Annotated in this window: 24 protein-coding genes; 9 read left to right on the plus strand and 15 right to left on the minus strand. The window is 59.3% G+C overall.

What is annotated here, in order from left to right:
- Positions 1-115: 115 nt before the first annotated feature.
- The 4 genes from L2D14_06750 (at position 116) to L2D14_06765 (ending at position 3,110) form a co-directional block, all read left to right on the plus strand.
- Positions 116-691, plus strand: a complete 576-nt coding sequence (locus L2D14_06750; protein ID WNK01119.1) for a sigma-70 family RNA polymerase sigma factor — start codon at positions 116-118, stop codon at positions 689-691.
- A complete protein-coding gene (locus tag L2D14_06755; GenBank protein WNK01120.1) occupies positions 688-1,344 on the plus strand; it encodes a ChrR family anti-sigma-E factor in 657 nt (218 codons plus the stop codon). The genes L2D14_06750 and L2D14_06755 overlap by 4 nt, the downstream gene beginning before the upstream one ends.
- Positions 1,345-1,467: 123 nt before the next feature.
- Entirely contained in the window at positions 1,468-1,950 is a 483-nt protein-coding gene (locus tag L2D14_06760; protein WNK01121.1) for a hypothetical protein, read from the plus strand.
- The gene (locus tag L2D14_06765; protein ID WNK01122.1) at positions 1,947-3,110 is read left to right on the plus strand and encodes a hybrid sensor histidine kinase/response regulator; all 1,164 of its coding nucleotides are present in this window, start codon (positions 1,947-1,949) and stop codon (positions 3,108-3,110) included. Before L2D14_06760 ends, L2D14_06765 begins: the two co-directional genes overlap by 4 nt.
- Before the next feature lie 3 nt (positions 3,111-3,113).
- Here L2D14_06765 and L2D14_06770 read toward each other — a convergent pair whose 3' ends face one another.
- From L2D14_06770 to L2D14_06780, 3 genes are all read right to left on the minus strand, one after another.
- Complete coding sequence (locus L2D14_06770) at positions 3,114-4,388, minus strand: FAD-binding oxidoreductase (protein WNK01123.1); 1,275 nt, start codon at positions 4,386-4,388, stop codon at positions 3,114-3,116.
- A 13-nt stretch (positions 4,389-4,401) separates the two neighbouring features.
- A complete protein-coding gene (locus L2D14_06775; protein WNK01124.1) occupies positions 4,402-6,498 on the minus strand; it encodes a TRAP transporter permease in 2,097 nt (698 codons plus the stop codon).
- 114 nt (positions 6,499-6,612) lie between these two features.
- Complete coding sequence (locus L2D14_06780) at positions 6,613-7,605, minus strand: TAXI family TRAP transporter solute-binding subunit (protein ID WNK01125.1); 993 nt, start codon at positions 7,603-7,605, stop codon at positions 6,613-6,615.
- Between the two features lie 341 nt (positions 7,606-7,946).
- On the opposite strand from L2D14_06780, the gene L2D14_06785 reads away from it, so the two are divergent.
- The 4 genes from L2D14_06785 to L2D14_06800 all read left to right on the plus strand — a co-directional run bounded on the left by L2D14_06785 (position 7,947) and on the right by L2D14_06800 (position 11,821).
- A complete protein-coding gene (locus tag L2D14_06785; GenBank protein WNK01126.1) occupies positions 7,947-8,849 on the plus strand; it encodes a LysR substrate-binding domain-containing protein in 903 nt (300 codons plus the stop codon).
- Between the two features lie 161 nt (positions 8,850-9,010).
- Positions 9,011-10,132 carry an FAD-dependent oxidoreductase gene (locus L2D14_06790; protein WNK01127.1) on the plus strand — a complete coding sequence of 374 codons (1,122 nt, stop codon included), beginning with the start codon at positions 9,011-9,013 and terminating at the stop codon, positions 10,130-10,132.
- The gene (locus tag L2D14_06795) at positions 10,113-10,412 is read left to right on the plus strand and encodes a (2Fe-2S)-binding protein (GenBank protein ID WNK01128.1); all 300 of its coding nucleotides are present in this window, start codon (positions 10,113-10,115) and stop codon (positions 10,410-10,412) included. The genes L2D14_06790 and L2D14_06795 overlap by 20 nt, the downstream gene beginning before the upstream one ends.
- The gene (locus L2D14_06800) at positions 10,409-11,821 is read left to right on the plus strand and encodes an NAD(P)/FAD-dependent oxidoreductase (GenBank protein ID WNK01129.1); all 1,413 of its coding nucleotides are present in this window, start codon (positions 10,409-10,411) and stop codon (positions 11,819-11,821) included. Before L2D14_06795 ends, L2D14_06800 begins: the two co-directional genes overlap by 4 nt.
- Positions 11,822-11,828: 7 nt before the next feature.
- Here L2D14_06800 and L2D14_06805 read toward each other — a convergent pair whose 3' ends face one another.
- The 4 genes from L2D14_06805 to tcuA form a co-directional block, all read right to left on the minus strand.
- Positions 11,829-13,112, minus strand: coding sequence for an FAD-binding oxidoreductase (locus L2D14_06805; GenBank protein ID WNK01130.1), 1,284 nt, complete (start codon positions 13,110-13,112; stop codon positions 11,829-11,831).
- Between the two features lie 165 nt (positions 13,113-13,277).
- Entirely contained in the window at positions 13,278-13,487 is a 210-nt protein-coding gene (locus L2D14_06810) for a cold-shock protein (protein WNK01131.1), read from the minus strand.
- A gap of 210 nt (positions 13,488-13,697) precedes the next feature.
- Positions 13,698-15,092, minus strand: coding sequence for an MmgE/PrpD family protein (locus L2D14_06815; GenBank protein WNK01132.1), 1,395 nt, complete (start codon positions 15,090-15,092; stop codon positions 13,698-13,700).
- A gap of 12 nt (positions 15,093-15,104) precedes the next feature.
- On the minus strand, positions 15,105-16,604 hold the full coding sequence (tcuA, locus tag L2D14_06820; GenBank protein WNK01133.1) for an FAD-dependent tricarballylate dehydrogenase TcuA: 1,500 nt from the start codon (positions 16,602-16,604) through the stop codon (positions 15,105-15,107).
- Between the two features lie 109 nt (positions 16,605-16,713).
- On the opposite strand from tcuA, the gene L2D14_06825 reads away from it, so the two are divergent.
- Complete coding sequence (locus L2D14_06825) at positions 16,714-17,625, plus strand: LysR family transcriptional regulator (protein ID WNK01134.1); 912 nt, start codon at positions 16,714-16,716, stop codon at positions 17,623-17,625.
- A 25-nt stretch (positions 17,626-17,650) separates the two neighbouring features.
- On the opposite strand, the gene L2D14_06830 is transcribed toward L2D14_06825, so the two are convergent.
- The 8 genes from L2D14_06830 to L2D14_06865 are packed head-to-tail and all read right to left on the minus strand — an operon-like array spanning position 17,651 to position 24,079.
- Positions 17,651-17,839 (minus strand): hypothetical protein, encoded by a 189-nt coding sequence (locus L2D14_06830; protein ID WNK01135.1) that lies wholly within the window; start codon positions 17,837-17,839, stop codon positions 17,651-17,653.
- 19 nt (positions 17,840-17,858) lie between these two features.
- Positions 17,859-18,227, minus strand: coding sequence for a hypothetical protein (locus tag L2D14_06835; GenBank protein ID WNK01136.1), 369 nt, complete (start codon positions 18,225-18,227; stop codon positions 17,859-17,861).
- A complete protein-coding gene (locus L2D14_06840; protein WNK01137.1) occupies positions 18,224-19,591 on the minus strand; it encodes an acyclic terpene utilization AtuA family protein in 1,368 nt (455 codons plus the stop codon). The genes L2D14_06835 and L2D14_06840 overlap by 4 nt, the downstream gene beginning before the upstream one ends.
- A 1-nt stretch (position 19,592) precedes the next feature.
- Complete coding sequence (locus L2D14_06845) at positions 19,593-20,354, minus strand: aldolase/citrate lyase family protein (GenBank protein ID WNK01138.1); 762 nt, start codon at positions 20,352-20,354, stop codon at positions 19,593-19,595.
- A gap of 14 nt (positions 20,355-20,368) precedes the next feature.
- Positions 20,369-21,478 carry a malate/lactate/ureidoglycolate dehydrogenase gene (locus L2D14_06850; GenBank protein ID WNK01139.1) on the minus strand — a complete coding sequence of 370 codons (1,110 nt, stop codon included), beginning with the start codon at positions 21,476-21,478 and terminating at the stop codon, positions 20,369-20,371.
- A gap of 3 nt (positions 21,479-21,481) precedes the next feature.
- Positions 21,482-22,450, minus strand: coding sequence for a hydroxyacid dehydrogenase (locus L2D14_06855; GenBank protein WNK01140.1), 969 nt, complete (start codon positions 22,448-22,450; stop codon positions 21,482-21,484).
- Between the two features lie 20 nt (positions 22,451-22,470).
- Positions 22,471-23,379, minus strand: coding sequence for a phytanoyl-CoA dioxygenase family protein (locus L2D14_06860; protein WNK01141.1), 909 nt, complete (start codon positions 23,377-23,379; stop codon positions 22,471-22,473).
- Positions 23,380-23,416: 37 nt separating this feature from the next.
- A complete protein-coding gene (locus L2D14_06865; GenBank protein ID WNK01142.1) occupies positions 23,417-24,079 on the minus strand; it encodes a GntR family transcriptional regulator in 663 nt (220 codons plus the stop codon).
- Positions 24,080-24,162 lie beyond the last annotated feature (83 nt).

Consider the following 24,162-nt stretch of genomic DNA (forward strand, 5'->3'; position numbering starts at 1 on the left):
ACCTAGTATGAGTTATGGCATCGATACTGCGAATACATGGACTGGGAGAAGGTTTCCGCTTTCTGCCGCAACCGCCGTTCGCCTTGATCAACGGCGCAGGCCTGTCGGGTGGACGATGACGGATGAAACGGACACGGCGGAAACAGCGGACGGCGCTACGTCATTGATGCATCGCGTCGCGGCGTCGGGTGATCGACAGGCCTTTGCCGTTCTGTTCGCCCATTTCGCTCCGCGCGTGAAATCCTACATGTTGAAACTCGGCACCAATGACTCGCTCGCCGATGAGCTGGCGCAAGAAACCCTGCTGATGGTCTGGCGTAAAGCCGGGCAGTTCGACCGTGCCAAGGCATCGCCGTCGACGTGGATATTCACCATCGCACGAAATCTGAGGATCGATGCATTTCGCAAGATATCCAGACCGGAACTGGATCCGAACGATCCGGCACTGGTCCCCGATCACGAAGAACCGCAGGATGACCGCGTCGTCCGTTTACAACAGGCGCAAAAAGTGCGCGACGCGATGGCCTTGCTCAATGAAGAGCAATCGGAAGTCGTGCGGTTGTCCTTTTTTGAAGACATGAGCCACAGCGCTATTGCAGAGCGCCTCGGGCTTCCGTTGGGAACGGTGAAATCAAGACTGCGCTTGGCCTTTTCGAAAATTCGCGATGCCGTCGGAGAGAGTTTGAAATGACGATTCAGCATCATATTCCTGATGAAACGCTTGTGTCCTATGCCGCGGGCGATCTGGACGACGCGACGTCGCTGGTGGTGGCGACGCATCTGGCATTGTGCCCGTCTTGCCGCAGGTCGGTTGCCGTCGCAGACGATATCGGCGGCGTCATGCTGGATGAACTGATGCCGGCCCGTATGTCGGATGATGCGCTCGCACATGTGTTGGCGCTAACTGAACGCCCACTCACGGAAACAGCGCGGCCCGAACCGGCGTCTTCACATGCGGCGGTCGTTTTTCCGGAACCGCTTCGCCGGCGCATTGGCGGTGATCTGGATGATGTCAGGTGGAAACGTATCGGCCCCGGTGTGCAGCAATTGAAGCTCGAAAATCCGGATAATGCATCTCAGGCACGGCTGCTCAGGATCGCTGGCGGACAGGGCGTTCTGGAGCACGGTCACACCGGCGAAGAATTTACGTTGGTTCTTGCCGGTGGCTTTTCGCACGGCACTCAGTCGTTCGCGCGTGGTGACGTCGAATGGGCCGATACAGAAATCATACACCACCCGGTGGCCGATGAAGGCGAGGGATGTGTATGCCTGGCCGTGACATCGGGTCCCCTGAAATTCTTCGATATTTTCGGTAAAATTGCCCAACCTTTCATCGGCATATGAAACGTTCTATTTGGATTGACGACTGGACGTTGTTGCATTTTTTTGCGACGATGTATTGTAAGGAACTTGTAAGGGTTCAGTAGGTTTACGAACTGGAATTCAAATCAAAGCAGGTTCAAAGCATTGAAGTATATAGATTATTTATCTTTCATCTTCATATTGGGGCTTGCCTCGGGCGTGGTTGGCTGTGCGGACGTAAGCGTTGAAAAAACCCGGACTTTCAATCCAGACGTTCAACCGCTTTTGAAACAACTCCACATGCAATACGGTTCAATGGCTTTGCGTAAGCAAAACGAAGGCAACCCGGACTCTGTACACCACTTCAACGCCAAAGCCCTGCAAGCGGCCGAAGGGCTGGTTGTGAAGGCAGATCAGCCTGCGGATGACGAGAGCCGAGATGCTTACCGGCGCCTGACGGCGGGGTTAACAGAAGCTGCCATGCCTGTGGACCCGGCCGTTAAGGCTAGGGCGCAGGTTATGTTCGATTGCTGGCTAGATGAGCGGGCGCAAGGCGTGGACAAGGATGATATCAAAGCCTGCAAACAGGAATTCGAGCGTGCGCTCCTGTCGATTGAAAGCGCATCAAGCGGCGTGGCTTTCCAATGACGCTCAATCTCATCATTGTTGACGGGAATCCGGCGGATCTTGCGATCATTCGGCGTATGCTGAACTCAAGCGATCTTGATGTCGAGCTTACCGAATTGGTTTGTGCGCGTGATTTCCTCGCGTTGCCGCTCTCTGAATACGATTGCGCCTTGATTGATGCCCGGCTTCCTGACCGTGACGGCATAGAGTCACTGGCCGAATCCTGTAGCGGGAAATCCTATCCACCGTGCCCGATGATCGTGATGTCGAACCACGGGGACGAGCATACGGCTGCGCGTGCCTTCAAGGCAGGGGCCAACGATTATCTGATCAAAGACTCGATGACGCCGAACAGTCTTAGGCGGACCGTCGTCAATGCCATCGACAAATGGCATACAGAAGATGCGATGCGCAATGACTGGGAATGGCAACGGCATGCACTTCGCGATGCTGAACGCGCGAATACCGCCAAATCGCGGTTCATCGCCAATCTTTCCCATCAGCTGCGCACGCCACTGACGACTATCATAGGTTTCTCGGAGCTTATCGAAGTTGCCGGTCTTGGCGACGATCGAGAAAACTGGGAAAGATATAAACACTATGCTGGCCATATCAGCAGTTGCGCGCGCGAAGTCCTGGAATTGATGAACGGGATTATCGATCTGGCGCGCATTGAAAATGGCGAAACCCCGGTTACCACGTCCAGCTTTGATCCGAGGCAGGCGCTGAAAGAAGTAATCGATGCCTTTTCAGAACACGCAATAAATGCCCATGTTGGACTTCGTGTCGATGACCGGATGGCGCCGCATTTAATGGTTTCGGACGATCGTGCCATCATGGTCATTATGACCAACCTTTTGTCGAACGCTATCAAGTTCACACCTGCCGGGCGGCACGTTCAGGTGCATTTACGGGAACTGGATGGTGATAAATGCCTGTTTTCCGTCGCTGATGCCGGGTCTGGGATGACGCCGGATGACCTGCGTGAGGTGACGCGGCCCTTCGAACAGTACAGGGCGCAAGTCATGTCGTCCGGGAATGAAGTAGGTATCGGATTGCCCCTGGTGAACTCGCTTGTCCAGACGCTGGGCGGCGATCTGAAATTCGACACCACGCCAGGCATAGGCACGACGGCGACGGTGGTTTTGCCGAAATCGGTTTCCGGTGAGGCCTCGCAGTAAGCCTTAAACGTTGTCGAAGCGGCCCAGGGAATAAGCTGAAATATCGATATTCGGGGTCTCGTCCATGGCGAGAGCGGCGACAATCCTGCCGGTCATGGGCGCCGCGGTCAGTCCCAGATGGCCATGCCCGAATGCCGAAATTACACCGGGCAGGCCCGGCACCAAACCGATGGCGGGTAACGTGTCCGGGAATGAAGGGCGCTGCCCCATCCAGACTTCGCGGGCCTCTGCATTGAGTTTCGGCAACAACCGTTTCGCCGGTCCGGCCAGCACATGGGCACGGCGGTAATCCGGTGGATGGTCGAGACCCGCGAATTCCGCCGTGCCGGCACAGCGAATACCCGCGGACATGCTGGAAGCGACGAACTTTGAATCCGTCACCATGACGGAATTGTTGAGCGTCACACCCGGATCGGTGAAGACGATGTGATAACCGCGCTCGGATTCCAGCGGTACTTTAATGCCGTGCGGTTTCAGTAGTTTTGCAGACCACGGGCCGGCACTGAGAACGACCTTATCGGCGGTTTTCGTGCCGGCATCGGTTTCAAGCGTAACGCCGCCACCCGCGATCGGCTTGATGGCGTTGACCCGCGCCTTCAGCAGGGTGCCGCCCGCGGATTGGAATTTCTCGGCTAGTACCTTGCCGATGGCGCCCGGATCGATGGCGCGTCCCTGACCTTTGATCAGGATCGCCGCTTTGTATTCAGGCGAGATATCCGGTTCCACATCTTGCAGGGCTTTGCCGTCGATCAGTTCCAGCGGCACGCCGCGTTCCCTGCGGATGCGCCATTCAAGATTTTCAAGATTGGCTTTTTCAGGGTCGCGGTATGCGAAGACATACATGGAATCGCGAACAAGGTCTTCGTGCCCCGTACCGGACAGGTGATGCCGGAAAAGTTCCACCGTCGGGCGGTGAAGCTGCAGCATGGCATCGGCAATGGCGGGGATGCGGTCTGCGCGCCCGGCGGCGAAGAACTGAATCATCCAGGGCAGAAACTTGGGCAGGTAAGACCAGCGGAGTGCGACCGGACCTTCCGGATCGAGCAGCCATTTTGGGACATTTTTCCATAGCCCTGGCATCGATTGTGGCACGCATGACCAGGTCGAGATCACGCCGGCATTGCCGTAGGACGCCGCATCCGCCGGCGGGTTCGGATCGATCAGGGTGACTGTGAGCCCGCGCTCGATCAGCGATAATGCCGAGCAGATACCGACGATGCCGGCTCCGACGACGGCATGGCCAAGATTCTCGGGCCCGTCGGCCTGAGGCTTTGTCATTTCAGCAGTTCCTTCAGGTGGTCGCGGCGCTGGTTTCGGCAGTCTGTGCACGCCAGCCGAGATATTGCTGTGCGGCGACAGGAGCAAAGAAGACCAGAGCCCAAAGATCGCTCTCGACACCGGGCGCGATCAGGAACAACCCGGCAAGTGCTGAAAGCACACGCACGGGGCCCGGCATCGGCGCCAAGCAGTAAGCCGACACGCACATCGCCATGAGGACGACCCCGACCCCGCAGGTCAGCGTTGTCGAAAGGAAGGCGCTGAGGGTGTAGTACTCGGGGAGGACAATCAGCATTGCCGGAGAATAAACAAACACCATCGGTACAATCAGCTTGCCGATGCCGAGTGTAAACGCCGAGACGCCGGTTCTGAATGGGTTGGCGTTGGCAATACCGGCCGCCGCATAAGCGGATGCGCAGACCGGGGGCGTGATCTCGGAAATGACGCCGTAGTAGAGCACGAACAGATGCGAAGCCAATGGTGGCACACCCAGCTTGCCCAATGCCGGCTGGGCAACGGTCGCCAGCATGATGTAAAGCGCCGTCGTCGGCAGCCCGGCGCCCATCAGGATGCAGGTGATGGCAATCATGACCAGCGACACGAACAGGGTGATCCCAGGAACCTGGAAATCCGAGAACGGGATGAAGCTCAGGATCGGGTAAAGTCCTTCGGCGATGGTCTGCGCGCTATTGGTGACCATGAAGCCGAGACGGAAGCCGAGGCCTGTCGAGTTGACGACACCGACGACGATGCCGATGGCGGCACAAACGGCGCCGACGGCGAGAGCATATTTAACCCCAAGCGCACAGCCTTCCAGCACGTCGCGAACGGTGATCCGATGCATCGGGTTCAGGAAGCCGATCGCCAGGGCTGACGTAATCCCCCAGAATGCGGCCATATTCGGCGAGAAGCCGCTGAACAGCACATAAATCAGCACGCCCAGCGGGGCCGCTGTCGGCCAACCGCGTTTGACCACACCCCACAGCTTGGGAATTTCTTCGGACGGCAGGCCCTTGAGCCCGAGACGCTTGGCCTGGAAGTGGACGATGCAGAGAACGCCGATGTAATGCATCGCCGCCGGTGCAATGGCGGCGACCACGATGGTGGTGTAGGGCACTTCCAGGAATTCGGCCATGACGAACGCGGCGGCACCCATGATCGGCGGTGTGATCTGTCCACCGGCACTGGCGGCGGCTTCAACGCCGCCGGCAAGGTGGCCGGGGTAACCCATACGTTTCATGTTGGGGATCGTCAGCGATCCGGTGGACACCGTGTTGGCGATGGACGATCCGGAAATGGTGCCGAAGAAGGCCGACGAGACGACGCTGACCTTGGCCAAGCCGCCGGTATAGCGCCCGGCAATGACCGTGGCGATGTCGACAAAGAACTGGCCGAGGCCCATGCGCTGCGCCAGCACGCCGAACAGAACGAAATGGAATACGACGGTTGAAACGATCCACAGCGTCACGCCGTAAATCCCTTCGGCAGGGAAGTACATGTTGTTGATGTATTGCGCCCAGCTGATGCCCGGATGCTTCAGAATCTGGATCGGAATGTACTGACCGAAGATGGCATAGCCGGTGAAGATCAGGATGATGATCGGCACGATAATGCCGAGCGAGCGGCGCACCGCTTCCAGCAGCACGATGATCAGCAGCGTGCCGAAGACGATATCGATATCCATCGGATTGCCCTGGCGCAGCACCTGGTCGGGCATCTTCAGATGGTAACCGAAAATGTTCCAGTCGATGGCGAACCACGTGACGCCGATATAGAGCGAGCACGCAACCCCGACGATGATGAAAACCCAGTCCCAGATAGGTACGTTAGAATAACGCCACCAAGTGTTGGGCCGAGGATCCCCGCCCAAGCCGCTTTTGAGTGCTGGAAAGCCGATAAACACCAGCAGGATCACCCCGGACATATGGAATCCCATGTGCCAGTAGTCGATCGGGGTGCCGAGCCCGGCTGTCAGATAATGATAAAGTGCGAATAAAATTGAAAAAGCGAATGAGAACTTCAGGAGTACAGGGCCGAGTGCCCGGGTATTCAGGCCGGAATCATATTTTCGTTCCAGTTCCTCGGCTTTTTTAATATCGAACTCAGCCATAATCCAAACACCCGCCATAAATGGATAAAGAGACGGACAGGAGCCCGTCGAAAATTACAAAGAAAATCGGCGAGACGTGCCTTTCAGCGCGTCCCGCCAATCTCATACGGCTGATTACTTGATCAGGCCGGCTTCTTTGTAGAACTTCTCGGCACCCGGGTGGATCGGGATCAGCACGCCCTTGAGGGCGGTTTCGAGCTGAATTGCTTTACCCTTCGAGTGACCTTTGTCGAGCAGCTTGCGGGTGTTCTTGTTCCACAAGGCTTTCGTGATGTCATAGATCAGATCATCCGGTTGGTTGGCACCGGTGATCAACTGACCGTTCACGGCAACCGTCGGCACATCGTAGGTGATGTTTTCGTAGGTGCCGGCGGGGATCAGCGACTCGACATAGTAAGGAATGATGCCGTTGATCGTTTTCTGGTCGTCAGCAGTGAACTTGTAGAGCTCGAAGCCCTTGGTCGAGCCCAACTGGATCAGGGCTGCGAACGGTGTACCGCCGGCGTAGAAGAACGCATCGAGCTGACCATCGGCCAGGCGCTGCGTGCTCTGACCAAGGCCCAGTTCGTTCTCGTCAGCCTTGATGCCGTATTTTTTGAGGATCATGCGCACCGAAACCTGGGTGCCCGAACCGGCTGCAGCAACACCAACGCTTTTGCCGTTCAGATCCTTGAGGCCAGACAGGGTGGAACCCTTCGGCGTTACAAGATGCATGTCTTCCGGATACAGGTTGGCGATGATGCGAATGTTCTTCTTGGCATTGCCTTTGAACTTGCCTTCGCCGTTGTAACCTTGCGTCACGCTCTGCGCACCGGCGAGGCCGGCGTCGAGCTGACCTGCATCGATGGCGTTAACGTTGGCGACGGATGCATTGGTCGAAACTGCGATGGCGACCAGGCCCGCCACGCCGCAGCTACCGCCCTTGTCGCACGGGCGTGAGCCCGGCGGGTTGGAGATCGCGTTGGCGATGAGGCCGCCAATCGGATAGTAGGTGCCACCGGCGCCGCCGGTGCCGATGCGCCAGAATTTCATTTCCTGGGCTTCGGCAACGCTGCCGAGAGCAATGGTTGCGACCGCGGCTGCGGTCAAAAGCTTAATGTGTTTCATGTGCGTCATTCTCCCTGTGAGTTCATTCGCGTGAATTTTCGACACCGCCCTACATTGATTGTGACTGGTGCGGTCGATATTGGCGCATTGCTTGAAAATGTCATTTATCGTTGGTTTCTCGCCCCCTGCGCCGTTTTTCGACACCCGCACGTACGTCACATCAGATACACGCAGTGTCTAGCCTTAGACTCTCAAAGGCTAACACTATGTTGTCAAATTCATTTTAACCGAGACCCTATGCGTTTATGTTATATATTGTTTGCAGTGCACCAATTATTCACTACGAATGAACTGCTTTCAAACCGCCCGAAAACTGTCTGAAAAATCCGGAGCGCGACGCCATGTCCCTTAATCTCAAGCAGATCGAAGCCTTCCGTGCCGTCATGTTGACCGGTACCATGGTCCGCGCGGCAGAGGCGCTTTACGTATCGCAGCCGGCCGTCAGCCGTTTGATCGCCGACCTGGAACGCGATCTGGGTTATCTGCTGTTTAACCGTACCCGTGGCCGGTTGCAGCCGACGGAAGAAGGCAATGCGCTGTATGCCGAAGTGCAGCGCTCGTTCGTCGGTTTGTCGCAGGTTGAGACGGCAGCGCGGGCGCTGGCCAGAGATTCGTCAGGCGTTCTGCGTATCGTTGCCATGCCGTCGTTGACCGGCGAGCCGTTAACACGGGCCATTGCGGTTTACGCCCGCGAGAATCCCGATGTTTCGTTCGAGGTCGAAGTCCGTCCGCGCCGTCAAGTTGTCGAATGCATTGCCGCCCAGCAATACGATATCGGTGTCACGACACTGCCGGTAGACATGCCGAGCATCGATGTCCGACAGTTGAGCGAGGGTAATTCTGTCTGCGTCGTGCCGGCGGATCACCCTTTGGCGGCAAAGGACGTCATCCATGCCCAAGATCTGGAAGGGGAGCCTTTCGTCTCGTTTTCAACCGATACGCTGTTCCGTATTCGTGTCGACCGGATATTCGAGGATCTGGGTGTGACCCGGCGCATGAGATTTGAAACCAGGACGGCGGAGGTCGCGTGCAACCTGGTTGCCGAAGGCGCGGGTGTGGCCATCGTCGGGACCTGGGACGTGCCGGCTTCCAATCGACCCGAGCTTGTATTGCGGGCTTTCGAGCCGGCATTACCGTTGCGCATCGGCGCGTTGGTCCCGGCACACAGGCCTTCGTCACGGCGTGTGGAAATGTTCATCGATACCTTGGCGACTTCCTATGGCGAGACTTCCATGCCGCACTGAGGTGAAAACGTCTGAGCCACGATGTCAGGCCTCAATATAATATTTTGGCATAGATAAGGCATATTTTCTGATTTGACTTATGTGCTGCGCTGACGGTTTCCTGTACACCGAAACAGGGAGGAGCCCCGAAGATGCCGGACATAACGGCACCCGGAAAATCTGTGGGAAATTTTGACGTCGCCGTCATCGGTGGCGGCATGATTGGCCCGGCAATATCGCTGGGGCTTCTCGAGCGCGGTCTCAGCGTCTGCATCCTCGATGAAGGTGACGACGTGTTGCGCGTGGCGCGGGGCAATTTCGGCCTGGTGTGGTTCCAGGGCAAGGGCTTCGGCATGCCCCGATATGTCGACTGGACGCGGCGCTCGGCGGCGCTATATCCGGATTTTGCGGCGGAGCTTCAGGAACACACCGGAGTCGATGTAGGTCATGCCAACCCGGGCGGACTGGAACTGTTGCTGGGCGAAGAGGAACTGGCGCATCGTCGGCACTTCATCGGACAAATTTACCAACAGGGCGGGGGCAGGAAATATGAGGTTGAGTTTCTAGACCGCAAGCAGGTCGATGATATGTTGCCGGGTATCGTCCTGGGCGACGAGGTTGTCGGCGCGTCCTACAGTCCCGTCGACGGACACGTCAATCCGTTGTTTCTGCTTCGCGCCATGCACACCCGGTTTCAGCAGGCAGGCGGCCGGTATCTGCCGCATCACCGTGTCTCGGCAGTGCGCCGAACCGGTGACGCCTACGAGTTGAGCACGAAAGCCGGCACCGTCAGCGCCGCCAAGGTCGTCATCGCGGCGGGGCATGGCCTGAAGGAACTGGGGCCGCCGCTGGGACTCGACATTCCGATCCGCCCGCAGCGCGGCCACATTCTGGTCACCGAACGCACGAAACAGATACTGCCGATGCCGATGAGTGCGTTTCGCCAAACGGTTGAAGGTTCGATCATGTTGGGCGTATCGGCGGAAGAGGCAGGCTACAACGATGCCGTCGATACGGCCACGGTGGCCAGAATCGCCGAGCGCGCGAGCCGGACCATTCCGGCACTCAGGCATCTCAATATCGTCCGCAGCTGGGCGGCGCTCAGGGTGCTGACACCGGACAAATGCCCGGTCTATGCCGAGTCTGAAAGTCATCCCGGTGTCTATGCCATCGCCTCTCATAGTGGCGTGACGCTGGCAGCGGTAAATGCCAAGGTTGCGGCGAACTGGATTGCCGGCGATCCGGCCCCTGAAGAATTCGAGGCCTTTGGCGTGGAGAGGTTCGATGCTCAAAAGACGGCATAGCGATGCGGCCGTGGTGCGGATCAGCATCGACGGCGAGCAGGTCGAGGCACGGGCCGGCGAAAGTGTCGCCGCTGCGGTTTTGGCGCATACGGAAGGTGCGACCCGGACCACGCCTCTCAGTGATGCACCGCGCGCGCCGTATTGCATGATGGGTGTGTGCTTTGAATGCCTGATGGAAATCGACGGCGTCGCCAATCGTCAGGCCTGCATGATACGCGTCGCGGACGGAATGTCGGTGAAGCGCCAGCAGGGCGCACGTAGTGTGGAGGGTAGAGAATGAGCCTTCCCGCATTCGACCTGGCGATTGTCGGCGCCGGTCCGGCCGGATTGGCGGCAGCGCATGAGGCCCGCAATCTCGGACTTTCGGTTGTCGTCATCGATGAGCAGGATGGTCCGGGCGGACAGATTTACCGCGATGTCGAGCGTGTCGCCATGCATCGCGCGCACGACCTTGATGTACTCGGGCCCGATTACAAATACGGCTTCGGGCTGGTCGAAAGCCTGCGTGCCTCGGGGGTTACGCATTTGGCGGGGTACATCGTATGGCAGATTGAAAGCGGCGGCACCGTCTGGTGTTCGGACGGCAGTCAGGCGAAACGCGTTGACGCCAGACGGGTATTGTTGGCGACCGGCGCCATGGAGCGTCCGGTACCGGTGCCGGGATGGACGCTGCCGGGCGTGATGACCGCGGGGGCGGCGCAGATATTGATGAAGAGCGCCGGGATGGTGCCGGGCGGGCCGATTGCCATTTGCGGCAGCGGGCCGTTGTTGCTGCTGATTACCGATCAACTGGTCCGCGCCGGTGCAAATATCGCCGTGGTCGCCGAGACGACATCATTCACGGATTACCTGAGGGCGGCGCCGAAGCTGCCCAAGGCCCTGCTGGGGATTGAATATCTGCAGAAGGGACTTGCCATGCGCCGCCGTATCAAGGCCGCCGGCGTGCGGATGTTGAGTGGTATATCCGAGCTTCGTGTTCTGGGCGACGAAAAGGCCGATGGCGTCTCGTTCAAACGCGGTGGACGGACACACACGGTTCAGGCATCGAGCGTGCTTTTGCACCAGGGCGTGGTGCCGAATACGCAAGCAACGCGCCAGTTGCGGCTTCAGCATCTTTGGCATGAAGAACAGCATTACTGGTATCCGAAAACCCTAGACAATGGCGCCACCGAGCTTGAAGCGGTCTACCTTGCCGGTGACGGCTGCGGTATTTACGGCGCGCGCGCGGCGGAGGCATCCGGCCGCTTGAGCGCGTTGCAGATCGCGCGTTCGCTTGATGTCATCGATGACAAGAATTTTACTCTCAAGTCAGCGCCCTGGCTTTCCGAACAGAAGCATCATCGCGCCGTGCGGCCGTTGCTGGATGCGCTCTTTCCGCCGCCTTCGGATATCCTCAATCCGCCGGACGATGCCACGATCGTCTGCCGTTGCGAGGAAGTGACGGCGGGCAGTATCCGCAAGGCCGTCGCGCTGGGTGCGCAGGGACCGAACCAGTTGAAGGCATTCTTGCGCGCCGGTATGGGGCCCTGTCAGGGGCGGATGTGCGGCCTGACGGTGACGGAAGTCATGGCCAGGGCAAGCGGCAAGTCACCGGCCGACATCGGTGCGTATCGAATCCGCCCGCCGCTGAAGCCGCTGACGCTGGCCGAGCTTGCCGATATGGATCCGGCGGATATGGACGCCGAATAAACCGGCGTTACTTCATCGTTCCCGTCATCCGGTCCTTGAGCTTGTACCAGTTCATCATAATCGGCAGGAACCATGGCGTGCCGTTGTAGAACGGGATGGCGCGGAACGGCAGTTTGTCGAATGCCGAGGCGCCTTCTTCCATGCCCATGACGACCATTGCGGCCTTCTGTCCCATCCATCTGGCCCAGACCACACCCGACCCGCAAAATCCGGTCGCATAGATCACACCGTCGTGGATCGTCAGTTTGGGCAGTTCGTCCATCGGAAACGCAACGAAACCGAACCAGTGATGCGAAAGCCGGGTTTCCGAAAGGTCCGGGAAGATTTCCAGCAGACCGCTGCGCAGGCGTTCGCGTGCCTTGGCGGCATCGTCGTCATAGCGCCTTCCACCCAGCAGAATGCGCGTGCCGTCCGGCGACGGCCGGTAGTAATGGCCGAGCAACCGTGTTTCGCCGTGCATCTGCTGCTTCGGCATCAACGTCTTCATCATGTTCTGGCCCAAAGGTTCGGTCGCGATCATTTCCGAGACCACCGGCACCAGGCGGCGGCGCAGCCAGGGCAGTCCCTTGTCGGTATAACCGTTGGTGGCGACGATAACGTGATTGGCCTTGACCGTGCCCTTGGGCGTCGTGATCACGAATGTGCCGCCGACACGTTCGATGCCGGTAACACCGGTGCCGCTAAAAATCTTGGCGCCAGCGGCTTCAGCGACACGGCGTAATTCACGGTGCAGCTTGCCGGGATGAATGCCGCCGATATCGCTGCGCACGATGCCGCCGTGATAAAGTTCGGAGCCGATCTCTTCAGACTGGTTGCTGCGCTCGACAAGCTTGGGTTCGAGGCCGAGGTGACGATTCAGCATATCCGCTTCGCGTTTCATGGATTCGAAGATTTCCGGACGCATGGCGCCGGTGAACCGACCGCATGGCTGATAGTCACAGTCGAGTTCTTCATTGGTAATGAAGTCGTACAGGTCCTCTCTGGCAGTGATCCCTTCGCTATAGACGGCCTTGGCTTGTTCCATACCGAACTTGCTGACCAGCTTTGTAAACGATAACCGGATATTGCCACTGGTTATCCCGCCGTTGCGGCTGGATGCGCCGTCACCAGGGCGGTCGCGCTCCAGCAGGATCACATCGCGTCCGGCCCGCGCCAACGGGATTGCCGCGCCCAGCCCGGCATAGCCGGCGCCGACGATGACCACGTCCGCACTTTCCGGCGGCGCGCCGTTCTCGGCAGCTTGCGGTTCAGCTTCTTCCCACCAATAGGGGAGGTCCTTGACGTTGCTCATGGGTTTATCTCGCAGAAAAATTGTGGACGGGCATTCAGCAAACTTAGTCCCCGGATTGCAGGCTTGCCAATGGCGGGGTTGATCAAGGCACAAAAAAAGCACGCCGAAGCGTGCTCTTTCGAAAGGCGACCGCCCCCGGAATGAACCGGGGGCGAGCCCTATGTATTAGTCTTCGACCGTAAGATTTTCGGCGGACGACTTGCCGTTTTTGCCCGGCTGCAGTTCGTAATTGACCTTTTGGCCTTCACGAAGCGTGCTCAGACCGGCGCGCTCAACAGCGGAGATGTGCACGAATGCATCATTGCCGCCATCGGACGGTTCGATAAAGCCGAAACCCTTGGTCGGGTTGAACCATTTAACAGTACCAGTAGCCATCGTTTTTTCCTCTAACAGTTGGCATGGACGGCGTCACCGCACAGTGCGGAGACGGGTCCGATAACGCTCACATTGTCAGTGGATCTCGAAGCTCACCGGCGAGCCGGTTCTCATAGGACTCATAACAAATGTAATACGCAAGCGGACTATGCGGCCAAAACGTGCGTAAAGTCAATTAATATGAGAATCCAGATTATTTTTCGTGCGGTCTCATCCAGCGCTCAAAGACGCGGTTACGGCACTGAAGTCATTGCGGTTTTCAAGGTCCATCAGGGCCTCGAACGCGGTATCGGCAGCGGCCTCGCCGATCGCCCGTGCCGCGCAATCCGAGAACTTGTCGTGCAACTCGTCACGGGACATGGCGTTATCGCCACTGCGTCCGACCATGTTGTCGATGCGCCTGGTGAGCGTGCGTCCGTCCTTGAGGGTCACGGAGACTTTCGCATCCCAGGTGCCGCCATTCGGTGTGCCGCCTTCGCGGAATTCGGAGGCCCTGGTAATTTTCAGCAAATCGACGATGGCGGGGTCGAGGAAGGCATCGTCTTCGAAATCCTTGAGCCGGACAGCACCGTCCTTGAGCGCGCGCGCGACTGCATACTGTTGTGAAAACTTGGCCTGCAGGACGCTGTTCGGAAACGGTGTATTGGTATGACGCAGACGCCTGGGGTGGACGTGGATGTCGATCGCGCTGACCTGCGCCGCCGTGACGCCATCGTCCTTCACAAGGCTTAACATCGCCGAAATGGCGTGATGCGTCGATCCGCAGCAGGGGAATTGTTTGATGCCGATGCTCGGCAATTCGATGGTCAGCGGTTCTGTCCACGCCGATGTCAGGGGCGCCGGGTTGAAGGTGCCTTCGCCGTTGAAGACGTTAAAGAAGCCCTGATGGTGTTCCATGGCTCGGGCATTGGCCTCGAACCCACGCTCGGCGATCAGCGCCGCCATCAGTCCGGCGCGGCCGGCATGTCCGACATGCAGCGGTTTGGTCATGGTGCCGAAGTTGGCCTTGATGCCGCTCGCCAGCGAGGCGGCGATGGCCAGCGCGCGCGTCGTCTGATCGGCGTCGAATTTCAGCGCATACGCCGCCGCAGCCACGGTGCCGAATATGCCCAGCGTCGCCGTCGGATGCCAGCCCTTGTCGTAATGATGCGGGTGCAGCGCCATGGCGAAGCGGTGCTCGACCTCGAAGCCGACGACATAGGCATCGATCAGTGCGCGCCCGGAAAGGCCATGTTGTTCAGCCAGGGCGAACAGGACCGGGACCAGCGGCACGGACTGGTGCCCGCCGAGCACATCGGAAAAATCATCGAAATCGAGGGCATGCGATGCGACACCGTTGATCAGCGTTGCATCGAGTGCGCTGGTGCGCCGGTCGGTGCCGAGAATCAGGCACGGTCCCGCGGCGTCTCCGATGCCGGGTGTAGAAAGCAGGATTTGCGTGCACGGCTCGGGCAGGCCGGCGAGGGTGACGCCGATGGTGTCGGCAATGCCGGCCTTGGCGGTGTGCAGTGCGCCGGGCGTGATCTTCGACGGATCGAAACCGATGATGTGTTCGGCGAGCAATGCAAGAACGGCGCCCGCCTCCGTGGTGTTCAATCCGTCCATTTTATATTCCCCTTAGGCCACGGCTTTGTTGCTGACCGCATATGTAGCGGCGCTTTCACCTGCCAGCTTGCCGAATACAGTGCCGGCCATCAAGCCGCTGCCGCCCGGATAATTCTCATAGAACAGTCCGCCGACCAGCTCGCCTGCGGCATAAAGACCCGGAATCGAGCGGTCGCTCATGTCCTGGACGGCACCGTCCTTGTCGATGCGCAACCCACCGAAGGTAAACGTGACGCCGGTCGTCGTCACGAACGCCTCGAACGGCGCTTCGCTGATCGGTAGCGCCCAGTTGGTTTTGTTGACGGCCAGTCCCTTTGTGGTGACGCCATCCAGAACGGACGGGTTGAAGTCGCCGGGCTGACAGGCAGCGTTGAACTCATCAACGGTTTTTGTCAGCGCCGCTGGATCGATTTCCAGATGCGCGGCAAGTTCAGCAATACTGTCGGCGGTATATTTCGTCACTTGCTTGATGCGGTATTCGTCACGCAGCAGGGGGATGGTTTTCTGGTCGAAGATCTGGATCGCGGTGCGGAACGGCTGCTTCATGATCTCGCGGCCGAACTTCACATAGGTGTGGTTGCGCAGATCCTCGCCTTCGTCGACGAAGCGCTCGCCCTTCAGGTTGACCATGATGCCCCACGGATAGGAGTGCTTCTGGAAGTTATCCAGCACCTCGTAATCGCCGTATGGCGGCGCTGAAATATCCCAGCCCACCGAATGGCATCCCGACCAGTTGCCGAACGGGCGTGCGCCGATGTCGATGGCCATGCGGATGCCGTCGCCCATGTTGTGGCGTGTGCCGCGTACCCGGGCCAGATCCCAGCCCGTGCCCAGATACTGCGCGCGCATGGCGGGATTGGATTCGAACCCGCCGCAGGCCAGAACCACGGCATCGGTCTGGATATCCTCGTAGCCGCCCGGCCCCCGGACCTGCAGACCGATGATGCGCCGCTTGCGGTCCTGGTGGAGTTGCGTCGCCCCCGTCGAATAGCGAATTTCGCAACCCATTTTGAGCGCGTGCGCCAGTTCCATCTCGACCAGCCCGGCACCGCCGCCGACGGCTTCGATATTGACGCCGCCATAGAAGTGATGCTTGCCGTCGACCAGGAAAGACTGGCGCCCGAACATCGGAATGAAGCGCACGCCGTGTTCGCGCAGCCAGACCATCGCCGGGCGCGACCCGTCGATCAACTGCCACGCCATGTCCTCGTCGGCCTGATGGTGGGTGACTTTCATCAGGGCATCGTAAAAAACGTTGCGGTCATGAACCGGCAGCACAATCTGTTCACGTTCGGCATCCGACAGATCGGTCAGGACGTCCGTCGCCGCGTCTTCAACGCCGGTATGACAAAAGCGGAAGCCGCCGGCGGTGAAGTAAGAGTTGCCGCCTTTTTCGTCTTCGGATGCTTTTTCAAGTATGAGCACGTCAGCGCCGCTCTCGCGCGCCGCCATGGCGGCACATAGCGCGGCATTCCCCGCGCCGACGACGACGACATCGTATCTTTTCGACATTGGATATTCCTCATAATAAACGGCCATTCAGGCATTGAGGAAATTTTGGCGCTTCTTGATTGTAAAGTAAATTTAAATTAGATTTATTTTTATTAAGGATAGATAATTTATGAACATTCCCTACGGCATCAAGGACATTGAGGTTTTTGTCGGGGTCATCGACACCGGAAGCTTCAAGGAAACGGCGCGTAAGCTGAACGTGACGCAGTCGGCGTTGACGCAACGGCTACGCAAGCTCGAGGAAGCCCTGGGTGCCAGACTGATTGACCGTACCACGCGGTCCGTCGCGTTGACGTCGGTGGGCGAAGCGTTTTTGCCGAATGCGCGTCGTCTGCTGGGACAGTTCGAACAAGCCTATGGCGATATCCGTGAGGTTATCGATGTTTCCGGCGGACGTGTGACGCTGGCCAGTCTGATTTCGGTGGCGACCTATGTATTGCCGACGGTCATCAGCCGCTTCACGAAGGACCACCCCAACGTCGGTGTCCGCATCATCGATGTTTCCGAACGTGAGATCATGCCCTACGTGCGCCGCGGCGAGGCGGAATTCGCCATCGATATGAAGACCGACGAGATCGAGGACGATCTGGCGGCGACGCATTTGATGTATGACCGGTTTGTGCTGGCGTGCCGCGATGACCATCCGCTGGCCGAAGGCGGCTCGGTCGATACCGCCGATCTGGCCGGGTTGTCGCTGATGGTGCTGGGGTCGCGAAGCGGTACCAGCCGTGTCCTGCAGACGCATCTGGCCGAACGGCCGAAAAGCGCGAAGTGTATGCACGAAGTTCAGCACTTGTCGACGATGGTCGGTTTCCTTGAAGCCGGCATGGGTGCCGGGATCGTTCCCAGCATGGTGATGCGCGGGATATCCTCGCGACGGCTTGTGTCCCGGCCATTGGCCGCGCCCGCCCTTTCAAGGGAACTGGTGCTGGTCGAACGCAGCGGCGCAACGCTGTCACCGGCGGCGGAACAGTTGAAGCAAATGCTTCTCGTCAAATTCAAGGAACTTGAGGATGCCTGAAATCAGGTTCTGGACGTAAGAAATTTCAGCTCTGCAAGCGTAAAGAAAAGCCCAAGCGTCGCCTGTATCCAGCGCCGCGCCCGTCGTGCATGGCCGTGCCGATGATCGACATGATATTCGGTCCTGGACTGGCAAGGCCCACCGGACAAGTGGAATACGCAATCAGGATGCCGGGCAGATAAAGTGCGATGGAGTCCATATTCACTTCTTTCATGGGACTGCCCCGGGTGTGACTAACGGCTCAAGTAGCGCGAACCGGCCGGGATGCAGGATTTCGGCACGGTGACGTCTATTTCGCCCAGCAGCATGAACGACAGGGTCTTGCCGTGCAGGTCCTGGGTCAGCGCACTGTTGACGCCGCCTTCGAGCGCATTGTCGATAACGAAGTTCATCGCCGCAAGGTTTGGTAGTTCATAGCGCATCACTTCGCTCGCACCCTTGTGACGGAATACATCCATCACCCGCTCGGACGTGACCTGTTCCAGCAGATACGGGAACGCTTCCGCCATATACGGGATCAGCGAAATGTTCGAGCGGTTGCCCTTGTCGCCGGCGCGACCGTGAGCGACGGCATGCAGCGGCACGGTGATGTTGTTCGTCATGGATGAACCTCCTCGGCGCGCGCCTGTGCTTCGACCGGGCCGCGCGGCACAAGCACGGATGCGGTATTGACCTGACCCGTGATGTTGCAGCGATACCCGCCGCCACCCGCGGGGCCGGAACAGAACAGGCTCAGCACCTCGTCATTGACGTATTGCGCCGTTGCCTTGTCCAGCGTGCGGATCGCCGCGCGCAGCCGGTATTCCCCGTCCATGGGCATGTTTTTAGCGCGTTCGCGCTCGGCCCCATCGTTGTCGAAGACGGCGCCGGTGCCGATGATCTCGATCCTGACCGGCTCGATGACGCCGTGCTTCGCGACGCGCGAGCGGACCACGTCTGCGGCAAGCCTTGCCCGCGCCAGGGCATTCGGGCCGGCATAGATCATTTCCGATTCGGCAAGCCATCCGCCATCCGCCGATATCGTCACCTTGAGCGTCTCGGGCGGCGGTGCACCTCGTGCACCGATGATGCGGACCCGGTCCTTGCCGTCGTCTTCGAGCGTCACGTTGGTGATGTCGAGCGACACATCAGGCGTCAGATACGCCGACGGGTCATGCACCTCGTACAGCATCTGTTCGGTGACGGTGGCTTTCGTGACCAGGCCGCCGGTGTTGTCGGCCTTGGTGATGACGATGCTGCCGTCCGCTTCGATCTCGCCGATGGGAAAGCCCAGTTCGTCCATGCCCGGCACGTCCTTGAAGCCCGGGTCGCAGAAATAACCGCCGGTAACCTGTCCGCCGCATTCCAGCAGGTGCCCGGCCAACGTGCCGGCTGCCAGCAGATCCCAGTCTTCAGCCTCCCAGCCGTATTCATGGATCAGCGGACCGAGCACCAGAGCGGCATCGGTCGTGCGCCCGACCAGCACCACATCGACGCCGAGTTTCAGCGCTTCGGCCACCGGGCGTGCGCCAAGGTAGGCATTGGCGGCGATGATTTCCTTGCCGTCGATGCTGATGCCTTCGACGGCGGGCAGGCCGGCGATCTCGTCGGCATCCATGAACGCAAGCAGGTCATCGCCAAGAACCACGGCAACCCGCAGGCCTTCGACGCCGAGTTCCTTTGCCAGCTCATGTGTCCGTCGGGCGCCGCCGAGCGGGTTGGCGTTGCCGAGGTTGGCGACAATCGTCACGCCATGCTGCTTGGCAGCGGCGAGGACGTTTCGCAGATACGGCTCCAGATACGGCGAATACCCAAGTTCGGGTTTGCGCATCTTGATCCGTTGCGCGATGGCCAGGGTGCGCTCACCCATGACTTCGAAAATCAGATAGCGGGGGCCGTCCCTGTCCTTCAGGGTCTCGACCACGGCGACTCCGGCATCAAGCCGATCACCCGCAAATCCGGCCCCGCTGCCGATATATACCGTCATGTCATGCCTTCCGGATGTCTTCTGCGACGGCCTTGGCGCCGTCCAGAATGTAGCTGTGTTCGGATGCGATAAAATACATGGTGACGCCGAGTGCCTTCAGATCCGGCACCCATGACGTATTGGGCGCGAAGGTGACGAGGCACTTGCCGTGCTTTTTCGCCGCTTCGCCGACGCGGCGGATGGCGAGCCGGACTTCCGGTGCCGCTGGATCGGTGAGGCCGTAGCAAAGCGCGAGATCGGCGGGGCCGACGAACAGCGCGTCGATGCCTTCGACGGCAGCGATTTCGTCGATATCGTCGACGGCTTCCGGCTCCTCGATCTGCGCCAGCACCACGGTTTCCGTGTCACTCTGTTTCAGAATGTCCGGCATTTTGCGCGTTGCGTATCCCGCCCAGCGGCTCGATCCGGCAAAACCGCGCCCGCCGTGCCCGAAACGCGCGGCCCTGGCAATGTCGCGGGCCTTTTCGGCGGTGTTCACATGCGGCACGACAAGCCCGGTGGCGCCGGAGTCCAGCATCGTCAGGATTTGCGCCGGTGAGTCGTCGGGGATACGAACCAGTGCCGGAAAGTTCAGCGCCCGTGCCATGCCGAGACAGGCATCGACCGCGCCCCGGTCGAACGGTGCGTGCTCGGCATCGAGGGCAACAAAATCCATGCCCGACATGGCGAGGATTTCGACGAGTTGGAAAGCCGGTGTCTTCATGAAGGTTCCGGAGAGCATGTCGCCCGCCAGCATTCGGGATTTCAGCGTTGCTTGTGACATCGGTTACTCCGTTGCTATGCGTTTGCGGTCGCGGTCCTGGTCATGGTCTCGCGCGATAGGCCGATGTTTTCGCCGGCGTCGAGAATGCTGTTCCATGCGGCGGCGGCGATGTCGAAACCGTTTACAGTCCGCTCCGCACGCGCCTTGCGTTCGGGATCGCCGGGGATCATCACCGGGGCTTCGGGATCGCGCGGCCGCGCCGAGCGGACATAATCGATGTAATCCGAAACCGAGGCTGCGAAGCCGTGACCGTCATCCAGAAGTTCCGGTTTCAGGTATACGGAGAACATGCCGTTATGTGTTTTTGTGCCGGGTCCGGTGGTGCCGGAACCGGTCAGGGCGCCGGCCAGCAGTTCGCACGCCAGCGCCAGTCCCGAACCCTTGTGCTCGCCGAAGGTGACCAGCGCGCCCGCCCCGGCACGCGGGTCGGCGACCTGGCCGGGTTTTAAGTCGCCGTAAAGCGCATGCGGGTCGGTCGTCGGCTGGCCGTCGCCGTCAATCAGCGCACCTTCGGGGACCGGCTTGCCGCCGCGAAGCGCCACCATGACCTTGCCTTCGGCAACCTTCGACGTTGCAAAATCGAGGATGAAGTCGTCGCCGCCCGGGTTCAGCACGCCGATGGTGACGGGTGCCGTCGAAACGCGCCGGTCGGCCGCGCCAAACGGGGCGACCAGCATGCTTTGTGAGACGTTGGTAAAATGGATCGATACAAGTCCGGCGTCGCACGCACGTTCGGCCCAGAAGCCGATCCGCCCGAGATGGCCGGCGCGGCGCAGTGCGACAATGGCGATACCGTCGGCCTTGGCCTTATCGATGCCGATGTCGACGGCTTCGCGCCCGACCACCTGGCCGAAGCCCTTGTTGCCATCGATCAGGGCGAAATTGCCGCCTTCGGCGACCACTTCCGCGGACTGGCCGAATTTCAGATTTTCCGTTCGCTCCCACATCAGATAACGCGGGATGCGGACGACACCATGACTGTCGTGACCGGAAAGATTGGAATTCACCAGATTGGCGCTGATCGCTTCGGACTCCGTCGCTGACGCACCGGCGCGTTCGAAAATGTCGGCGCCGAGCCGGGTCATCCCGGCAGCGGTTACGCGGGTCGGTTGATTGTCGGTCATGGCTTAGCGAAGTCCGTCCAGATTGAAGATCATGTCATCTTTCAGCCGGCCGTCGAAGCAGTCGAGAATGTTCTCGGCCGCCATGCGCGCCATGGCAATGGATGACGAGATTGATGCGGCGCCGTTGTGCGGGGTGACGATGACATCGTCACGCTTTAGGACCGGATGGTCGGGTTCCGGCGGCTCACGGTCGAGAACATCGATCCCGGCTGCGAAGACCTTGCCGGCATCCAGCGCCGCCAACATCGCATCGTCATCGACGATGCCGCCGCGCGCACAATTGAGAACAATGACGCCATCCTTCATGGCGGTGAACTCGGCGGTTCCGACAAGGTGCCTTGTCTTGTCGTCCAGCGGCACATGCAGGGTAACGTAATCGGCTTCGGCCAGGGCGTCGTGGAAATCGGTTATCAGCCGGATACCCATTTCCCCGGCGAGCGCATAGTCGGGCGCGATGTCGGCGGCGATGACGTTCATGCCGAAAGCCGTGCAGAGCGGCGCGACGAGACGGCCGATGCGTCCGAAGCCGACGATCAGGATTGTCGCACCCCTGAGATCGCGGAGTTGGAATTCGTTGCGGTTCTTCCAGTTGCCGCCCTTGGCCATCTTGTCCTGTGCCGGCAGTTCGCGCGCCAGCGCCAGCATCAGCGCCATGGTATGCTCGGCGACCGAAAGCGAATTTGCGCCGGCCGCTATGGCGACCGGAATGCCCCGTCCCGACAGGTAATCGACATCGATCAGGTCGCAGCCGACACCATGGCGCGAGACGATTTCAAGATCGTTGGCATGGCTCAGGACGTCCGCCGTCAGATGCGCCGAACGCACAGCGATGGCATGAACGCCGGGCATATGCGCTATCAGTGTTTCGGGGCGGATGTCGCCTTTCAGATTGATGATTTCGATGTCATCGCGCGCACCCAGGATATCAAAGGCGCAGGCGTGCATGGTCTCCGTGACGAGGACGCGTTTCATGATGTTTCCGTTTTTTGTTGTTACTCGGCGGCAGGTTTGGCGCCGAAGTATTTGTTCTTAACCAGTGTCTGACTTTCGTAGATGGAGCCTTTCTTGAGCGGTTCGGGGTAGGGCAGGCGGATCGGTGTCGGCACGACCCGGGGTTCGTTCGTCACTTCACCTGCGATCATCGTTGCCTTGTATTGATCCCATGAACCGATGCGGCTCATGCCGCGGATGTCCCAGGCATCTGCGGCGGCAACCTGCAAAAGCAAAAGCCGGCGGTCCTTGCCCGACGTGTTCAGCGCAGAGCCGTGCATGGTGCGGACGTGGTGGAAGCTGCAGGCCCCGGCCTTGCCCTTGATCTTTTCAGCTTTCGAAAAATCGATGCCGGACGATTCTGGGTCGATGGCGCCGACGAAATGCCCGTCCTGATGATGGTCATAGGTCGGCCCCTTGTGAGAGCCGGGAATACACAGCAATTGGCCGTTATCGTCGGTCATGGCGTCGAGCATGACGCCGACCGCGAGAACGTCGTCGTTGGTGTGCGGATAAAAGGCCCAGTCCTGATGCCATTCGACCGGCGAGCCGTATTCGGCGGATTTCAGATTGATCTTGGAGCCGTGCATTCTGAGGTTCGGGCCGATCAGCGCCGTCAGCGCGGCAATCAGCTTCGGTTTCTTGGCCATTTCATGGAACACCGGGTGATTTAGGAACGGCTCCTTGATGCGGCGCACGCGCGGGTTGTCCGGTGTGTGGCTAGGTTCCAGGTCAATGACACCGGTATGTTCGCTGAGTCCGTGGGCGCTGTTGACGATCTCGTGCATCGCGGCGTCCATTTTTTCAAGGTCTTCGGCGGAAAAAATGTCCTCGACGACAACAAAGCCTTTTTCTTTGTATCCGCGAACCTGTTCATCCGTGATGACTGAGAGTGGATCATGCGTATCCATTGAAGTGGTTCCTCGTGGTTACCGGTTTCTATCCGGCTTACCTGCCGGATTGGACGAAATATTCCGGAAAGTGAGCGCGCAGTTCTTCCGATGTGAAAACGGTGCCTTTCAGGTGCTCACGGACTGCCGCTTCTGCCGCGTCCACGTCGTGCGAGGCAATCGTCTTAACAATCGCCTTGTGGTCGCGCAGGATGGATTTGACCTTGCCCTTGGTCGGCAGGTGCAGCCGGCGTAGCCTGTCGAGGTGTGCGCGTTGCCCATCGACAATGTTCCAAAGGCCGCCGACACCGGCAAATTTATACATCAGTTCATGAAAGCGGTTGTCATGCAGAGTGAAAGAGGAATAGTCGTTGATGGAATCGGCTGCCACCTGCAACGCGATGGAATCGCGCAGTTCCGAAATTTGTGATTTCGAGATATCCTGGGCAAGAATGCGGGCAATCTCGACTTCTACGCTCCGGCGCAGGAAGTGCGCCTCTCTTGCGCTCTGAACGTCAATGCATGAGACCTCGGTCCTCGATTGCGGAAAAATGTCGACCAGTCCTTCCTCTTCCAGAAGTATCATGGCTTCGCGAACCGGTGTCTGGCTGACCCGGTATCTGTCGGCAATTTCATTTTTTGAGAGGACCGTGCCGGGTGGTAGCGTCAGGTCGACGATCAAGTTCCGCAAATCAGAGTAAATCTGCTGCACGGTTGTCATTCGGACCCCGCGTTTTGCGGCGGAAGGCAGGGAATTTAGTGCGGAAACCTCAATTGGCATTGCTTGAAAACCGTGAATTTCAT

It is taken from the genome of Thalassospiraceae bacterium LMO-JJ14 (genome assembly GCA_021555105.2).
Classification (GTDB): domain Bacteria; phylum Pseudomonadota; class Alphaproteobacteria; order Rhodospirillales; family Casp-alpha2; genus UBA4479.

Bases quoted from the DNA above. Each gene is read 5' to 3' on its own strand.
- L2D14_06750 (WNK01119.1), top strand. From the start codon at position 116: ATGACGGATGAAACGGACACGGCGGAAACAGCGGACGGCGCTACGTCA.
- L2D14_06755 (WNK01120.1), top strand. From the start codon at position 688: ATGACGATTCAGCATCATATTCCTGATGAAACGCTTGTGTCCTATGCC.
- L2D14_06765 (WNK01122.1), top strand. From the start codon at position 1,947: ATGACGCTCAATCTCATCATTGTTGACGGGAATCCGGCGGATCTTGCG.
- L2D14_06770 (WNK01123.1), bottom strand. From the start codon at position 4,388: ATGACAAAGCCTCAGGCCGACGGGCCCGAGAATCTTGGCCATGCCGTC.
- L2D14_06775 (WNK01124.1), bottom strand. From the start codon at position 6,498: ATGGCTGAGTTCGATATTAAAAAAGCCGAGGAACTGGAACGAAAATAT.
- L2D14_06780 (WNK01125.1), bottom strand. From the start codon at position 7,605: ATGAAACACATTAAGCTTTTGACCGCAGCCGCGGTCGCAACCATTGCT.
- L2D14_06785 (WNK01126.1), top strand. From the start codon at position 7,947: ATGTCCCTTAATCTCAAGCAGATCGAAGCCTTCCGTGCCGTCATGTTG.
- L2D14_06795 (WNK01128.1), top strand. From the start codon at position 10,113: ATGCTCAAAAGACGGCATAGCGATGCGGCCGTGGTGCGGATCAGCATC.
- L2D14_06800 (WNK01129.1), top strand. From the start codon at position 10,409: ATGAGCCTTCCCGCATTCGACCTGGCGATTGTCGGCGCCGGTCCGGCC.
- L2D14_06805 (WNK01130.1), bottom strand. From the start codon at position 13,112: ATGAGCAACGTCAAGGACCTCCCCTATTGGTGGGAAGAAGCTGAACCG.
- L2D14_06810 (WNK01131.1), bottom strand. From the start codon at position 13,487: ATGGCTACTGGTACTGTTAAATGGTTCAACCCGACCAAGGGTTTCGGC.
- L2D14_06815 (WNK01132.1), bottom strand. From the start codon at position 15,092: ATGGACGGATTGAACACCACGGAGGCGGGCGCCGTTCTTGCATTGCTC.
- tcuA (WNK01133.1), bottom strand. From the start codon at position 16,604: ATGTCGAAAAGATACGATGTCGTCGTCGTCGGCGCGGGGAATGCCGCG.
- L2D14_06825 (WNK01134.1), top strand. From the start codon at position 16,714: ATGAACATTCCCTACGGCATCAAGGACATTGAGGTTTTTGTCGGGGTC.
- L2D14_06830 (WNK01135.1), bottom strand. From the start codon at position 17,839: ATGAAAGAAGTGAATATGGACTCCATCGCACTTTATCTGCCCGGCATC.
- L2D14_06835 (WNK01136.1), bottom strand. From the start codon at position 18,227: ATGACGAACAACATCACCGTGCCGCTGCATGCCGTCGCTCACGGTCGC.
- L2D14_06840 (WNK01137.1), bottom strand. From the start codon at position 19,591: ATGACGGTATATATCGGCAGCGGGGCCGGATTTGCGGGTGATCGGCTT.
- L2D14_06845 (WNK01138.1), bottom strand. From the start codon at position 20,354: ATGTCACAAGCAACGCTGAAATCCCGAATGCTGGCGGGCGACATGCTC.
- L2D14_06850 (WNK01139.1), bottom strand. From the start codon at position 21,478: ATGACCGACAATCAACCGACCCGCGTAACCGCTGCCGGGATGACCCGG.
- L2D14_06855 (WNK01140.1), bottom strand. From the start codon at position 22,450: ATGAAACGCGTCCTCGTCACGGAGACCATGCACGCCTGCGCCTTTGAT.
- L2D14_06860 (WNK01141.1), bottom strand. From the start codon at position 23,379: ATGGATACGCATGATCCACTCTCAGTCATCACGGATGAACAGGTTCGC.
- L2D14_06865 (WNK01142.1), bottom strand. From the start codon at position 24,079: ATGACAACCGTGCAGCAGATTTACTCTGATTTGCGGAACTTGATCGTC.